Origin of the sequence: Streptomyces sp. NPDC008086 (assembly GCF_042957325.1) — a bacterium.
Lineage (GTDB): Bacteria > Actinomycetota > Actinomycetes > Streptomycetales > Streptomycetaceae > Streptomyces.
The window spans coordinates 914,473-929,916 of the sequence record NZ_JBIBIA010000002.1; the positions used below are offsets into that span (position 1 = coordinate 914,473).

At 72.5% G+C, this 15,444-nt stretch carries 8 protein-coding genes; 5 read left to right on the forward strand and 3 right to left on the reverse strand.

Going from position 1 to position 15,444, the window contains the following annotated elements; genetic code table 11:
* Positions 1-329: 329 nt before the first annotated feature.
* Positions 330-2,438 carry an asparagine synthase-related protein gene (locus ACFZBP_RS10175; protein ID WP_391411555.1) on the forward strand — a complete coding sequence of 703 codons (2,109 nt, stop codon included), beginning with the start codon at positions 330-332 and terminating at the stop codon, positions 2,436-2,438.
* A 398-nt stretch (positions 2,439-2,836) separates the two neighbouring features.
* Positions 2,837-6,247 carry a BTAD domain-containing putative transcriptional regulator gene (locus tag ACFZBP_RS10180; RefSeq protein WP_391411557.1) on the forward strand — a complete coding sequence of 1,137 codons (3,411 nt, stop codon included), beginning with the start codon at positions 2,837-2,839 and terminating at the stop codon, positions 6,245-6,247.
* A gap of 32 nt (positions 6,248-6,279) precedes the next feature.
* Here the strand turns inward: ACFZBP_RS10180 and ACFZBP_RS10185 are convergent, their stop codons facing one another.
* Together ACFZBP_RS10185 and ACFZBP_RS10190 are read right to left on the reverse strand one after the other, a co-directional pair.
* Positions 6,280-8,250 carry a sigma-70 family RNA polymerase sigma factor gene (locus tag ACFZBP_RS10185; RefSeq protein WP_391411559.1) on the reverse strand — a complete coding sequence of 657 codons (1,971 nt, stop codon included), beginning with the start codon at positions 8,248-8,250 and terminating at the stop codon, positions 6,280-6,282.
* A 326-nt stretch (positions 8,251-8,576) separates the two neighbouring features.
* Entirely contained in the window at positions 8,577-9,353 is a 777-nt protein-coding gene (locus ACFZBP_RS10190; RefSeq protein WP_391411561.1) for a TetR family transcriptional regulator, read from the reverse strand.
* 386 nt (positions 9,354-9,739) lie between these two features.
* Between ACFZBP_RS10190 and ACFZBP_RS10195 the strand changes: the two genes are divergently transcribed.
* Together ACFZBP_RS10195 and ACFZBP_RS10200 are read left to right on the forward strand one after the other, a co-directional pair.
* A complete protein-coding gene (locus ACFZBP_RS10195; RefSeq protein WP_391411562.1) occupies positions 9,740-11,119 on the forward strand; it encodes an FAD-dependent oxidoreductase in 1,380 nt (459 codons plus the stop codon).
* Positions 11,120-11,348: 229 nt separating this feature from the next.
* Entirely contained in the window at positions 11,349-13,028 is a 1,680-nt protein-coding gene (locus ACFZBP_RS10200; RefSeq protein WP_391411564.1) for a SpoIIE family protein phosphatase, read from the forward strand.
* Between the two features lie 72 nt (positions 13,029-13,100).
* Here ACFZBP_RS10200 and ACFZBP_RS10205 read toward each other — a convergent pair whose 3' ends face one another.
* Entirely contained in the window at positions 13,101-14,393 is a 1,293-nt protein-coding gene (locus ACFZBP_RS10205; protein ID WP_391411566.1) for an MFS transporter, read from the reverse strand.
* A 108-nt stretch (positions 14,394-14,501) separates the two neighbouring features.
* On the opposite strand from ACFZBP_RS10205, the gene ACFZBP_RS10210 reads away from it, so the two are divergent.
* Complete coding sequence (locus ACFZBP_RS10210) at positions 14,502-15,050, forward strand: MarR family winged helix-turn-helix transcriptional regulator (protein WP_383459550.1); 549 nt, start codon at positions 14,502-14,504, stop codon at positions 15,048-15,050.
* Positions 15,051-15,444: the final 394 nt, after the last annotated feature.

Genomic DNA, 15,444 nt, shown 5'->3' on the forward strand with positions numbered 1-15,444 from the left:
GGGGTTGCGCGGAGTGTGCGTGAGCCTGTCCTCGCGTCGCCGATTTGGCTGAAAAACGACCCCGCCCCTCCCGGGTAATTACCGCTCCGACCATGGGAGTTGAGGGCGCGAAGGGCGTTTTCGGGGAGCGCATCGGGGGCGCATTCGCGTCGCAGCCGCTGGCCGATCCTCCTGCCTCGTCCGGGCGTTCGGATCGCGCGACCGTCTTCACGCGCTGACAAATCCGGGATCTCGAGCGGCTCCGCCGCCGCTCCGGCACGCGTCCTTCATGGCAGCATGGTGACCGGTTCGTACGGTGCACTGGTTGTCCACAGCCTGTGGAGGCGGCGATGCGGTGGTTGGTGGGATGGAGCAGCACCACCGCGGTGGCCGCCGGTATCGGCTCCGCGGGGGCCACCGGAAGCGACGGCGAGACCGTGCACCCGGTCGGCTCCCAACTCCTGTGGGGCGACCCCGATCCTCTGTGGGCCGTCGGCGACTGGCGCCCGGACGAGGTGCGCGTGATCAAGGCCGACGCGCAGAACAGGATCGCGGTCCTCGGCACCTGCGGCGCGAGTGACGAACAGCTGCGCCTCGGCCTCTTCGCCGCGCGCGGGGGCGCACTTCGGCATCTGACGGCCTGGTCCGGCTCCTACACGGCCGTCGTCCAGGTCGGCCGCCGGGTCACGGTGTGCGGCGATCTGGCAGGCGCACGGCCGGTGTTCTACACCCCCTGGGCCGGCGGTACGGCCTACGCCACCGCCGCGCTCCCCCTCGCCGACCTCATCGAGGCCAACCTCGACTTCGGCCACCTCGCCGCCCTGCTGGCCGCCCCCGACGTACCGGCCGCCCTGCACGACTCCACCCCGTACGACGGCGTACGGCGCATTCCGCCGGGGCATGCGCTGATCCTGCGCACCGGGGCGCGCGAGATCGCCGGGTACGAGCCGGTCGCCTCGCTGGCGGTCGCGGCGCCCACCGCCGACCCGGACAGCGCCGTCGACGCCGTCCGGGACGCCCTGGTGGAGGCGGTACGCGCCCGTCTGTCCGCGCCCCGCCATGTTCCCGGCACCGACATAGACCCGGGGCCGGTCCCGGGCATGGGCCCCGCCGAACGGCGTGCCGCGCGCGGGATGCCGGTTCCGGGCATCGGCGCGGACCTGTCCGGCGGTCCCGCGTCAGGCACCCTGGCGCTGCTCGCGGCCGGCCTCCCCGGGATGCCGGGCACGGTCCTGGGCCACGGCACGGGCGCGGGGGAGCGCCTTCTGGCGGTCACCTTCAACGACCTCGCGGTGGGCGGCCGCGAGTCCGAGCTGGAGCGGGCCGGGAACCTGGCGGCCAACCCGCGCCTGCACCACGTGGTCGTGACGGGCGGCGAGGAGACCCTGCCGTACGCCGACCTGGAGGGCCCCCTGACGGACGAGCCGGGCCCCAGCCTCGTCACGGCGGCCCGACACCGCGCGCGTCTCGCCGCCGGCAGCGCCGACCACTTCACGGGCTACGGCGCCCGCCAGGTCCTGGACGCCCACCCGGCCCGCCTGGCCGACCTCCTGATGGACCGCAAACGCCGCCACCTGGTCCGCCCCGTCGCGGCGCTGGCGAAGGCGGACGGCTCGGTGCTGGTCCCCGCGCGCGTGTACGGCGCGGCACGGAAGCTGGCCCGCACCCCGTACCGCACGGGCCTGGAGTCCCTGGCCGCCCGCCTGATGGACCGCCGCTTCGACGAACCCGGAGGTGCCGTGGGGGCGTCGCTCGCCGCGCTCACCTGGGCCAGACCGGGCCCCGCGGCCCGCTGGCTGACCGGCGAGGCCCTGGCTGAAGTATCGGTTCGCCTGCAAGCCGCGACGAACCGCAACGGAGTGGGTCCCGGCCAACGCCCCGGCGACTACCGCGCGCGTGCCGCCCTCGCCCGCCACGCCGCGGACATCCGCGTCCTGGAGCAAGCCGCCGAGATCCGCTCCCAGCGCCTGCACACGCCGTTCCTCGACAACCAAGTGGTACGCGCGTGCCGCGCCCTCCCCGAGGCCCTGCGCGTCCAGCCCGGCGCCCGTGCCGCCATCCTCCGCACCGTCCTGGAGGGCGCCGGGGTGGCCGACCTCCCACCCGGCTGGGGCGCCCCGTCCCACGCCCCCGCGGCAGCGGCGGCCCGCACCGGCATCCGGCTGTCGGCCGACCCCCTGATGGCCCTCTTCGGCACCCCCCTCCTCGCCCAGGCAGGCCTCGTCGAGGCCCGCGTGGTCCGCAAGGCCCTCCGCGCCGCCGCCGAAGGCGAACCCCTCCCCCTCGACGGCCTCGCCGACCTCGTCTCCCTCGAACTCTGGCTACACCGCCTCCTAGCCCGCCGAGGCACCTGCTGGACCGGCACCCCCGCCCGCCAACGTGCAGTACCAGCAGGCATCAACCCCCAACGCGGCGCCCTCGGCACAGGCGTCAGCCACTCCAGCCCGTCCGGCGTCTGAACCAGCACGGCCGGAGACACCCACTTCCGACCTCGGTCCCGGCACTGCACCGACCCGTCCGGCACGTGAGGACGAGTCTTTGCCGTCCCCGAACCTCCACCCACCTGCGGGGGCTACGCAGGCCCAGCCGTTTTTCATCCGGTCCGGTTGGAGGACGAGTCTTTGCCGTCCCTGCCCCCCACCCACCCGCGGGGGCTACGCAGGCCCAGGCACTCCAGCCCGTCCGGCGTTTGAGGACGAGGCCCCTTCAGGGCCGATGGTGGGGTCTGGGGCGGCAGCCCCAGTGGGGTCGAAGGGGCGCAGCCCCTGGGGATGGGACGGGTAGGGGCGGCGGGGGCGAAAACGCCTCCAAGCACAAACCCCGTGCCGCCCACCCGCACCCCCGCGACAATGACCGGGTGCGGTACAGAATCCTGGGCATCACCCAGGCCGTGGACGACCAGGGCACCGTCATCCCCGTCGGCGGCCCCCGCCTCCGCGCCCTCCTCACCGCCCTGGCCCTACGCCCGAACCACCTCACCACCCCCCAAACCCTGATCAACGAGGTCTGGCCCACCGCCCCACCCAAGGACGCCCCAGCCGCCCTACAGGCCCTGATCGCCCGCCTCCGCCGCACCCTCGGCAAGGACACCGTCACCTCAGCCCCCGGCGGCTACCGCCTCACGGCGACGAAGAACGACGTAGACCTCTTCGTCTTCGAACGCCTCGTACACGAAGGCACCACCGCCCTCGCGGCCAACGCCCCCGCCACCGCCGCCCAAACCCTCACCACCGCCCTGACCCTGTGGCGTGGCCCCGCCCTGGCCGACCTCCCCGACCGCGACACCGCCGCCACCCGCCCGGAGGCCCTGCGCCTGGAGGCGACCCGAGCCCGCATCGAGGCGAACCTGCGCCTGGGCCGTGCCCGGCAAGCCGTACCCGAACTGAAGGAACTGACCGCCGCCCACCCGTACGACGAACCGCTCCACGCCCTCCTCATCCGCGCCCTGCGCGACACGGGCCGCCCGGCCGACGCCCTCGCCACGTACGAGTCCACCCGCCGAGCCCTGGCCGAAGACCTCGGTACCGACCCCGGCCCGGAACTCCGTGCCCTGCACACAGAACTGCTGACCCCACCCGAACCAGAACCCACGACAACCGCCCAACCACCCCCACCGGCGCCCCCGCGACCCCTCCCACCGGCGCCCCCGCAACCACCCCCACCCACAACCCCCCAGCCACCCCTTGAACAAACCGGCAACCTCCGCCCCCGCCTTACCTCTTTCGTGGGCAGGGAACTCGAACTCGCCGCCATCCGTTCCGAATTGCACAGGGCCAGACTGGTCACCCTCACCGGACCGGGCGGCTCTGGAAAGACCCGCCTCGCCGAGGAGGCCGCAGCCGGCGCCCCCCAGGCATGGCTCGTCGAGCTCGCCCCGCTCGACCGGCCGGAGGCGGTAGCAGGCGCGGTGGTCAACGCGCTCGGTCTGCGCGAGACCGTGCTCATGACCAACGAGCTCACGGCGCAGCAGGACGACCCCGTCGCCCTGTTGATCGAGTACTGCGCCCAGCGCAGCCAACTCCTGATCCTTGACAACTGCGAACATGTCATCGGCGCCGCCGCCATCCTCGCCGAAACCCTCCTCACCCACTGCCCGGGCCTCACGATCCTCGCCACCAGCCGTGAACCCCTGGGCGTCCCCGGCGAGTTGGTCCGCCCGGTCGAGCCCCTGCTCCCCGACCAGGCGCACCGCCTCTTCGCGGAGCGCGCCGCCGCCGTCCGCCCCGGCACCGGCACCGGCACCGACACCGCGCCGGGTGACGGGCGCGACCAAGAGGCCGTCGCGGAGATCTGCCGCCGCCTCGACGGACTCCCGCTCGCCATCGAGCTGGCGGCCGCCCGCCTCCGGCTGCTCACCCCACGGCAGATCGCCGACCGCCTCGACGACCGCTTCCGCCTCCTCACCTCCGGAAGCCGTACGGTCCTGCCCCGCCAGCAGACCCTGCGCGCCGTCGTCGACTGGTCCTGGGACCTGCTGGACGAGCCCGAGCGCACGGCGCTGCGCGAGATGTCCGTCTTCGCGGGCGGCTGGGACCTCACGGCGGCGGAGGCCGTGTGCACCGGTCCGGTCGCGGACACCCTCGGGGCCCTCGTCGACAAGTCCCTGATCGTGGCCACCCCATGGGGCCGGGACGGCTCCGACGGCATGCGGTACCGCATGCTGGAGACCATCCACGAGTACGTGGTGGAGCGCGCCGCCGAGTCCCCCGCACTGCGGCTCGCCGCCGAGCGCCGGCACCAGGCGTGGGTGCGCGCGCTCGTCGAGGAGGCGGATCCACAGCTGCGTTCCGCGGGCCAGCTCCGCTGGATCTCCCGCCTGGAGGCGGAGCTGGACAACATCAGGGCGGCCCTCGACCGCACCCTCGCGGCAGCCGACGAACCGGAGGCGGCGGCCCTCGCCCTCGCCATGGGCTGGTTCTGGTGGCTGCGCACCTACCGCCACGAGGGCACAGCCTGGATCGACCGGATCCTGCGCCTGGGCGCCGCCCCGGACACCACCGACCGCACCCCAAAGGCTTCCCCAGCCCGCGACGCCTCCGCCCCCGACGCCTCCCTCGACCCGATCGACGCCTTCCTCGCCGCCCCGGAGAAGGAGGCCCACCACCCCCTGCACGTACCGCGGATGCAACTGCGTCTCCTGCACCTCTTCCTCAAGTCCGAGACCGAGCCGATCGACACATGGCTGGACGAGCGGATGCAGCGCTACCTGATGGCCGTACGGAGCTTCTTCGAACCGGGAGGTCCACTGGCCGCGCGGCTGCCGGGGCTCGTCTGGCCGCTGATCGACTTCTTCCTCAGCAGCCCGCAGGACGTCCGGGCCGCGATGGATGTCGCCGTCGCCAACTGCCGTGTCCACGGCGGCGAATGGGAGGTCGGCGTCCTGCTCATGTTCCGTACGCACATGGTCGTCGACTCACCCGGCGGCACGGACGACGTCGACGACGCCCTCGCGGAGCTGAGGATCCTCAGCCGCCGCGCCGGGGACCGCTGGATGCGGGCCCAGGTGTGCAGCGCGGCCGGTGAGACCGCCATGTCGCGCAGCCGCTTCGAGGAGGCCAGGGGCGAGTACGAGGAGGCACTGCGTCTCGCACACGAGGTGGGCGCGCACGCGGAGACACCGTTCCTGATCACCCGGCTCGCGGAGATCGCCTACCGCACGGGCGACCGCGAGGCCGCACTGGCGACGCTGGACGAGGCGAGCGCGGCCGCCGACCGGTACGGCGTGGCGGACTCACGGGCGTTCGTCCTGCTGATGCGGGCCCAGATCGCGCTGGACGACGGGGACACGGCACGCGCGCGTGAGATGTGCGCAGCGGCCGGCGTGGAGACGACCCGCGGTACGCCACCGCCGCAGTTCGTCGTGATGCTGCACGCGATCGAGGCCATGGTCGTGACGGCCGAGTCGGGCCCGCAGCGCGGACTGCCGCTCCTGGCCGACATCCTGCGTGCGGCGGTCGACAGCCGGTGTGCCGACGTGATCACGGCGGCCCTCGCGGACACCGCGGCGGACCTGCTCACCCGTCTCGGCGACCACCCGCGCGCGGTCCGTCTGCTGGCCGCCTCGGAGCACTGGCGTCGCGGCTACCCGCGCCCCATGCCGGAGCGGGAGCACGCCGAGCGGGCCGAGACCGCCGCCCGCGCCACTCTGGGCGCCGAGCGGTTCGCGGCCGAGCACACGCGCGGCGCCGCCCTCACCCAGGACGACGTGCTGGACGACCTCGCCGAGGCGATACGCGAACTTCACGATCGGGTCGAGCGGACGCCGTAAGCAGGCGAAGGCGAAGAGCCCCGCTGCCCGGCCTAGTCGCAGCTGAACCTCGACTCCGCCCAGTCCGCCAGCAGCAGCGTGTCGAAGGTGCTGTGCGGCTCGACCACCAGCCGCACGGTCTCGCGCCCGGCGAGGCTCACATGGACGGGTACGGCCGGGTCCCCGCCCTTGAGCGCTCCGGACCGCCACAGCCGGACGCCGTCGGCGTAGACCGAGAAGGCGAACTCGCCGAGCCCCAGGGTCGAGTCGTCCACGCCGACCATCGCGTCGTAGGCGGAGCACTCCCGGTTGAGGTCGATGGTGACGGAGGACCTGCCGTGCACGGTGACGCCGTGCGCGTACCGCTTGTCGCGGATCGACACGCCGTACCGCTGCCACACCCAGCTGCTGCCGTGGAGTCGCATCTCGGGCGCGGTGCCGTCGCCAGTGAGGTCGTACGACAGTTGGCTCCACTGGTAGACGACCGGGGCGGGCGGGGCCGGGGGAGGAGGCGTGGGGGTGGGCGTCGGGGTCGGTGTGGGGGTCGGCTTCGGGGAGGGCGTGGGTGTCGGACTGGGGGTGCGCGTGGGCGTCGGGGTCGGGGAGGGGGCGGGCTCGGCGGCCGGTTCGATCGCCGGCGGCCGTGGAGCGGGCTCCTTCGGCGAGGGCTCCGGTTGCGACGGCTCCGGCGGCGTGGGCGTCGGCGTCTCCTTGACGATGGGGGAGGGGACGGGGGGCTGCTTGGCGTCGGTCTCGTCGGCCGGCTTCTCGTTGCCGGCCAGCGCGAGCACGATCGCCGCCACCACGCCCACGGCGACCACACCGGCCGCGATACCGGCCTTCACCGGCGCGCCCAGCCCCTCGGAGGCCGCCGCACCGCCCCCGGAGCTCGCCCCGCCCGAGGAACCGCCGCCCGCGGCCGAGGCCGCCCCGGCGGCACCGGCCGCACCGACCCCGGCACCTCCGGCGATGAGCCCGGCCGCCTTGGCGTACCCGGCGGCACCGAACCAGCCGATGACAGCGACCGGCACGACGGCGGGGATGCCTCCGGCGACCTCCTGGATCTGGCCGGCGGCCAGTCGGCACTTGGCGCACTCCTCCAGGTGCTTGCGCAGGCCCCGCTCGGCGCGCGTGCGCAGGCTGCCGCGGGCGTAGGCACCGAGCCGGTCGGCGTGCCGGGCGCACTCCTCGTCACTGGCGAGGCTGGCGCTGACGTGGGCCTGGAGGTAGGCCTGCTTGAGTCCCTCGCGGGCGCGGCTGGCGAGCACGCGCGTGCCGTTGGCGTCGAGCCCGAAGAGAGTCGCGACCTCGCTGGGCGACTCGTCCTCGACCTCGGTGTGCCAGAGCACGGCCTGCCAGCGCTCCGGCAGCGACCGGAAGGCCTGCATCGCCATGGACTGCTCGGCCTCGTGCATGGCCCGTACGTCGGCGCCCAGGTCGAGGGTGTCGTCGGACACCTCGGAGACCCGCGCGGACTGCGCGGCGAACACCGCGAAGTCATCGACGAGCTGCTCGCGCCGCGCCGACCTCGTCCAGTCCGCCGCGGCCCGCCGGATCGAGGTGAGCAGATACGCGCGTACGGCGTGCTCGGGTCCGGAGCCGCCGCGCACCGCCTGGAGCATGCGGGCGAAGACCTCGGCCGTCAGGTCGTCCGCGGTGTGCGCGTCACGGCAGCAGGTGCGCGCGTACCGGCGTACCGCCTCCGCGTGGCGCCGGTACAGCTCCTCGTAGGCGGTGTCGTCACCGGAGCGCATCCGCGCGATCAGGTCGGCGTCCGACGGCGGCGCCTCACGGGGCGCCGGCATGTCGCGCGGCAGCGGCAGTGTGCTGTCCTCGCGCCGGTCGCGCTGTGCCGGGACGCTGCCCTCCGCGCGCCCGTCCGGACGGCCTTCCGCACGGCCCGGGATGCGGCCCTCCAGGGGGTCGGCGCCAGGTGGCAGGTCCGCCCGTCCGCCCTGACTCGGCACCTGCGGAGTCGCCGAGTCGTCGTCACCGCGCGACTCGTCCCACCCGTCTACGCTCATCGCGGAAAGCCCCTGCTGCCAGCTCTACCAGTCCCGGACACCGGGTCAGGGTGCCATATTGGCTTTTCGTCAGGACCCACCCGCACAAACATCCACTCGTCCGTGCGGACTCCCCACAGCGTAGTACTGGCCCCCGCCCGTACGGGGAAGACTCAAGCAGCGCTCGCCGGGCGGGAGTTGAGCACCGCGGCGCGGCCTGCCCGGCACGTTCGGTGACGGTGTTCGAGGCGAGGGCCGGTCCAGCACCCCGCCTCGCCGTCACCCCATCGCATCACTCGCCTGTCGACGGCACGGCCTCACCCGGGCCGGGTCACGCCTGGGCCGGGTCACGCCTGGGGGCGCGACCGCAACCCCTCCAGCAGGATGTCGAGCAACCGCGCCGAGGCCGCCGCCTGCTGCGCCGCGTCGGGCAGCGAGGGCGCCGCCGTGGCGATCACCAGCAGGACGTCCGACACCGAGACGTCGGCCCGCAGCTCACCCGCCGCGCGCGCCCGCTCCACGAGCTGGCCCACGACGTCGAGCAGCGCCGCCGCGCCCGCGTCGTCCACCGCGTCGACCGTGCCCGCCGAGGACTCGGGCACCAGCCGCAGCTCACCGGTGCCCGGCTGCACCCGCTGCTGCGGCACCCGGGCCTCGTCGGGTACGACGCCGTCCTCGACGCCGACCCGCAGCACCTGCGGCGGCAGCAGCCGGCCCGCGCCCGAGGCCACCGAGGTGCGCAGGAAACGCGAGAGCGCCGACCACGGCTCGTCCTCCTGGCCGAGCGCGGCACGTGCCTGGTCGGTCAGCCGGGACGTCTCCTCCTCGGCTATCCGCCGGACCAGGACGTCCTTGCTCGGGAAGCGCCGGTACACCGTGCCGACGCCGACCCGCGCGCGCCGCGCCACGTCCTCCATGGGCGCGCCGTACCCCAGCTCGCCGAAGACCTCGCGCGCCGCGCGCAGCACGTGCTCCAGATTGCGCTGTGCGTCCACGCGCAGCGGCGTCGTACGCGAGGCGTCCCCGCGTCCGTTGCCCGCGGCCGCGCCGATCGGGCCGCCCACCGCCCCGCCGCCCGTGGCGAGGGCGGAGGCGGAAGACCAACGTGAATCCTGAACATGCATAAGCGATCCCCCGGTAATGACGTCTCCCCCCGGAGACTCTCCCCGTCATTGCAAAGCCGGAGCGTCACGGAACAAGCCCGGACAAACAGGCCCGCCCTGTGTGACTCACGGACCCGATGAGCGCATCCCCCTACACCCCGTCGACACACGAACATAGTTGAGAGGGAGTCAATTCAGAAGGGGGAGGTTCCGCACGGAGCGCCCCTCGATCGGAGTACGAGGCGTTTACGCCCTGATTGCGCCACCTGCGATCCCCCGGCGCACACCCATTGACCTGCGGAGTTTCCGCACACTCCGGCAATTCGGCCAAACCGCGCCGTCGACGGCCTCCGGTCACACAAATTGTCGAGCCTGTGGACAAACGCAAGCGCCGGGTGCGTCATGGGATGGTGAAGGAACGTGCGCGCATTCTCGTTGTCGGCGGCGGCTACGTCGGGATGTACACGGCCCTGCGTCTCCAGCGGAGACTGAAACAGGAACTGGGCCGGGGCGAAGCCGAGATCACGGTGGTCACTCCCGACCCGTACATGACCTATCAGCCATTCCTCCCCGAAGCGGCCGCCGGCTCGATCTCCCCGCGCCATGTCGTCGTACCGCTGCGCCGCGTCCTGCCCCGGTGCCGGGTCATCATCGGCGAGGCCACCGCCATCGACCACGCCAAGCGCACGGCGACCCTGACCACCCTCGCCTCCGAGGAGGAGGGCACGGGCAGCGAACAGCTCTCCTACGACGAGCTCGTCCTCGCCCCCGGCTCCATCGCGCGCACCCTCCCCGTCCCCGGCCTCGCCGACCACGGCATCGGCTTCAAGACCGTCGAGGAGGCCATCGGCCTGCGCAACCACGTCATCGAGCAGATGGACATCGCCTCCTCCACCCGCGACCCCGCGATCCGCGACGCGGCCCTCACCTTCGTCTTCGTCGGCGGCGGCTACGCGGGTGTGGAGGCACTCGGCGAACTCGAGGACATGGCCCGCTACGCCACGCGCTACTACCACAACGTCCGCCCCGAGGACATGAAGTGGATCCTCGTCGAGGCCTCGGACCGCATCCTGCCCGAGGTCGGCGAGGACATGGGCCGCTACACCGTCACCGAACTGCGCCGCCGCAACATCGACGTACGTCTGCACACCCGCCTGGAGTCCTGCGCCGACCGCGTCGCCGTCCTCAGCGACGGCGCCCGCTTCCCGACCCGGACGGTCGTCTGGACTGCCGGCGTCAAGCCGCACCCGATCCTCGCCGCGACCGACCTGCCACTCAATGAGCGCGGCAGGCTGAGGTGCACCCCCGAGCTGACGATCGAGGGCACCACGCACGCGTGGGCCGCGGGAGACGCCGCAGCCGTCCCCGACGTCACCGCGGACGAACCCGGCAAGGAGTGCGCCCCCAACGCCCAGCACGCCCTGCGCCAGGCGAAGGTCCTCGGCGACAACATCGTCCACGCCCTGCGCGGCGAACCCCTGGAGACATACGCCCACAAGTACGCCGGGTCGGTCGCCTCCCTCGGCTTCCACAAGGGTGTCGCACAGGTCTACGGACGCAAGCTCAAGGGCTACGCTGCCTGGTTCATGCACCGCGTCTACCACCTCAGCAGGGTGCCGACCTTCAACCGCAAGGCCCGTGTCCTGGCCGAATGGACCCTTTCGGGGCTCTTCAAGCGGGAGGTCGTCTCCCTCGGTTCACTCGAACATCCCCGAGCGGAGTTCGAACTCGCGGCCGGTGGAAAGCATCACCTCAAGCCGGAAGACGACCCGAAGGGGTCGTCCTGACCGGACCCAGGAACTCCGCCGACGGGGCAGGCGTCTGACGGGTGTCGGCCTGCTCGGCCGCCCTGCCAGACTGATCCCGAACCGATCCCGACCCTGGACGGGCACCCGCCCGCCCCACGACCCACAAGGCTCTCCCCACAGTGCTGCAACCCGGGGGTGCTGGTGCCACCCCTCAGGCCCGAGGCCGGGTCCGGAGCTGGCCGAAGACGACGACACGAGGCAAGGATTCGTGAACTTCACGCGCTGGAGCGCCCGGCTCCCCGGAACGCAGCGCCGCGCCGCAGCGCGGACCGAACCCGCTGCGGCGGTCACCCAGGACCGCAGAGGAGAGAGCCCGGGCGCCGTCCCCGCGGCCCGCGCGCAACACCTCGCCGACGAGACCAGGCCGATCCCCGCCGTGGACGAACTCCCGGTCCGCGAGGTCCTGGACCGGGTCCCGGCCCTGGTCGCCCTGGTCCACGGCACCGACCACCGGCTGGCCTACGTCAACGACGCGTACGTGACCGCCTTCGGCGTACGCCCCCCGGGCGAACCGGCCCGCGAGGCCCTGCCCGAACTGGCCGAACTGGGCCTGCTCCCCCTCCTCGACCAGGTCCTGCGCAGCGGCAAGCCCCGCACCCTGAAGTCCCGCAAGGCCCCCGACGGCCGCTCCTACACGTTCACCTGCACCCCCGTCGCGGAGGGCGACGGCGGCGTCCTCGTCTTCGCCACGGACGTCACCGACCACGCCGAGGCCGCCGAACGCCTCCGCGCCAGCGAACGCCGCCAACGCGAGACGGCCGTCACCCTCCAGCGCTCCCTCCTCCCCCAGGAGCTCGAAGAACCGGACGACCTGCGCATCGCCGCCACCTACCACCCCGGCGGCACGGAAGCCGCGGTCGGCGGCGACTGGTACGACGTGATCACCCTGGGCGGCGGCCGCACAGCGCTCGTGATCGGCGACGTCATGGGCAGAGGAGTACGGGCAGCCGCGGTGATGGGCCAGCTCCGCACAGCGGTCAGGGCCTACGCCCGCCTGGACCTCCCCCCGCACGAGGTCCTCCAGCTCCTGGACGGCCTGGCCACGGAGATCGACGCCAACCAGATCGCCACCTGCGTCTACGCCATCCACGACCCGAACGAGGGCCGCCTGGTCTATGCCTCCGCCGGCCACCTCCCCATCCTCGTCCGCGACGAGAACGGCGACGTCCAACGCGCCGACGAACCCACCGGCCCGCCCCTCGGCACCGGCGGCTGGATGCACGCCTCCGGCTCGATTGCCCTGAGCCCCGGCTCCACGGCGGTCCTCTACACCGACGGCCTGGTGGAACGCCGCGACGAGGACCTGGACGAGGGAATCGCCTCCCTGGAACGCGCCCTGGCCGGCGCGACCGGCACCCCCCAGGTCATCTGCGACCGCCTGGTCCGCTCGGCCGGCGTCACAGCCGACCACGACGACGACGTGGCGGTCCTGGTCCTCCAGCACCCCGCCCGCACCGGCCCCGACAGCGACCTCTTCCGCAACGCCGCCCTGGAACTCCTCGGCGGCATCGAGGCAGCCCCCCGCGCGCGAGCCTTCGCCTCCGGCGTCCTCACCAGCTGGCGCTTCCCGACCGACCTCCACGACCTGGGCGTCCTGGCCGCCAGCGAACTGGTCGCCAACTCCCTGCAACACGGCACCCCACCGATGCGCCTCCGCCTCCGCCGCACCGACCGCCGCCTGATCATCGAGGTCACGGACGGCGACGACCACCTCCCCCGCCGCCGCCGAGCAGACCCGGCCGACGAATCCGGCCGAGGCATCGCCATCGTCGCCTCCATCTCCTCAGCCTGGGGCTCCCGAAGAACCCCAGGCGGCGGCAAGGCGGTGTGGTGCGAGTTCGCCCTACCCAAGACGGCCACGGCTGGCTTCAGCCCCTCCGGCGTTTGAGGAGCGGGGGTCCAGGGGGCAGAGCCCCCTGGCGGGGTCGACGGGGCGGGTAGGGGCGGCGGGGCGAGAAACTCAGGCGTGCGCCCGAGACGGCCCCGAAGCGGCCACAGCCCCCTGCGCCACCACCCGACTCTTCCCCAACCACGGCTGATCCTGCACAGCAGTCAGCTCACGCCCCAACCGCACCGCAAGCCAGCTGATCCCCAACGAGAACAACAGAAACGTCACCACATACGGCCCATGCAACGCCGCCCCCATGGGCCCACCCACAGCCGGCCCCAAAGCCAACGCAAGCTGCTTCACCAGGGCAAACGCGGAGTTGTACTGCCCAGCCATCCCCTCAGGCGCAAGATCCGCCACCAGCGGCGCGACCGTCGGCGACAACATCGCCTCACCCAGCCCGAACAACGCATACGTGGAGACAAAGGCCGCCGTAGCCATCTCCTGGCTCCCGTGCCCCAGCCCCGCATACCCCGCGGCAACCCACGCCACGGCCCAGATCAACCCCACAGCCGCGATCACCCGCGACCGCCTCCGCCGCTCGACGAACTTCAACACGGCGAACTGCGCCACCACGATCATCGCGGTGTTGGCAGCCAACGCGGTCCCCAGCGCGGACGTGGAAACCCCGGCAGCCTCCACGCCGTAAGCGCTCAACCCCGACTCGAACTGCCCGTAGCAAGCGAAGAACAGCACGAACCCCAGCACGGACAGCTGCACCATCGCCCGGTTCCGGAGCAACTGCTTCCAGCTCCCCTTCCCGGCCCCGACCCCCGGCGCCCCACCGATCCGCGGCGCACTCGGCATCCGCACCGTCACCATCACGACCACGAGCAGCAGGAACACCGCGGCCTCGATGGCGAACAACAGGGTGAAGGACGAAACGCTGGTCGCGTCGACGAGATGCCCACCGATCAGCCCGCCGACCCCCAGCCCCAGGTTCTGCAGAAAGAACTGCATCGCGAACGCCCGAGACCGGGTCTCCGCAGTGGAGCAGTCCACGATCATCGTCGCCAGCGCCGGCTGCATCACGGCCTGCCCCGCCCCGAGCGCCGCCGCCGACAGCAGTACGGTCGCCGCACTCCCCGCGAGCCCCAGGCTCAGCGCCCCGAGCGCGGCAGTGACCAGGGCGGCGAGCAGCACCGGCAGCGGGCCCCGCCGGACGATGGCCCGTCCGGCGAACGGCAGTACGACCAGCGCCGCGACGGCGAAGACGGCGAGGACGAGCCCCGCCGTCATGGCCCCCAGCCCCCGGACCTGCGCCACATAGACGTACAGGTAGGGGACGGTGAAGCCGAGCCCGAACGCGCTGAGTGCGTTGCCCACGTGAATCCGGCGCATCGCTGCGCCCATCGCCCTGGTCACGTTCACCTCTCTCGATGCAGATCTGAAGACTTCAAAGCTAAAGTTCGAAGCTAAAGAGTACACATCCAAGGACTTCAAGGCCAAGCAGGGCCATGCCATACTCGGCCCATGGGCGACACCCGCGACATCGGCGAACCGACACTCGAAGAACAGATCGCCGCCTACCAGCGCGAGTTCCAGGGCCTCGACCCCCAGGTGGAGAAGGTCGTCTCGGCACTGTCCCGCCTGAACCGCCGGATGAACGTCGCCTACGGCCGCCAGACCGCGGCCCTCGGCATCAGCAACGCCGAGTGGGAGGTCCTCAAGGCCCTGGTCCTCTCCGGCGCCCCGTACCGGATGGGCCCCAGCGACCTCGCCAAGCGCCTCGGCCTCACCCCGGCCGCCATGACCCACCGGATCGACCGCATGGTCGCCGAGGGCCTGGTCACCCGGGAGCGCGACGAGTCCAACCGCGTCCGCGTCATCGTCGAGCTCACCGGCGAGGGCCGGGAGAAGTGGCTGGAGGCGATGCGGCTCGCGTCGGTCTTCGAGGAGGACCTGCTCCAGGACCTCTCAGCCGAGGAGCGCACCACCCTCGGCGAGGTCCTCACCCGCCTGCTCCGTAGGGTGGAGGACGCCCAGCCGGACGCCGGCGGACGCCTCAGCGACCTGGACTGACCAGGCCGCAGCACCGCCGGAAAAGATCTTGACAAGGGGTTCTTGACAGCCCCCTCCCAGGTCCGTAGAGTTCTTCGGGTTGCCGCCGAGCCGTAACGGTTCTGCGACAGCACCTCCCGCCGCGAAAGCGGCAAACCAAACCACCAGCACGATCTCCCCACGGGGTTGATTTCGGTATGCCCGAATTCAATTCGAATTGGGGCTCGCCGGCCCGATTGGGAATCGCCGAGAGGATCCGCTAAGGTTTGAGACGTCGGAACGGCCCAACGGCCGCGAAGACAAGCCCCGCTGACTGGGGATCAGGCCCGAAAGGATCTGATAGAGTCGGAATCGCCGGAAAGGGAAACGCGGAAGCGGGAACCTGGAAAGCACCGAGGAAATCGGATCGGAAAAG

What these genes read in the sequence shown, in the direction of transcription:
- ACFZBP_RS10195 (WP_391411562.1), top strand. Translation starts at nt 9,740, where the DNA reads ATGGTGAAGGAACGTGCGCGCATTCTCGTTGTCGGCGGCGGCTACGTC.
- ACFZBP_RS10175 (WP_391411555.1), top strand. Translation starts at nt 330, where the DNA reads ATGCGGTGGTTGGTGGGATGGAGCAGCACCACCGCGGTGGCCGCCGGT.
- ACFZBP_RS10185 (WP_391411559.1), bottom strand. Translation starts at nt 8,250, where the DNA reads ATGAGCGTAGACGGGTGGGACGAGTCGCGCGGTGACGACGACTCGGCG.
- ACFZBP_RS10190 (WP_391411561.1), bottom strand. Translation starts at nt 9,353, where the DNA reads ATGCATGTTCAGGATTCACGTTGGTCTTCCGCCTCCGCCCTCGCCACG.
- ACFZBP_RS10210 (WP_383459550.1), top strand. Translation starts at nt 14,502, where the DNA reads ATGGGCGACACCCGCGACATCGGCGAACCGACACTCGAAGAACAGATC.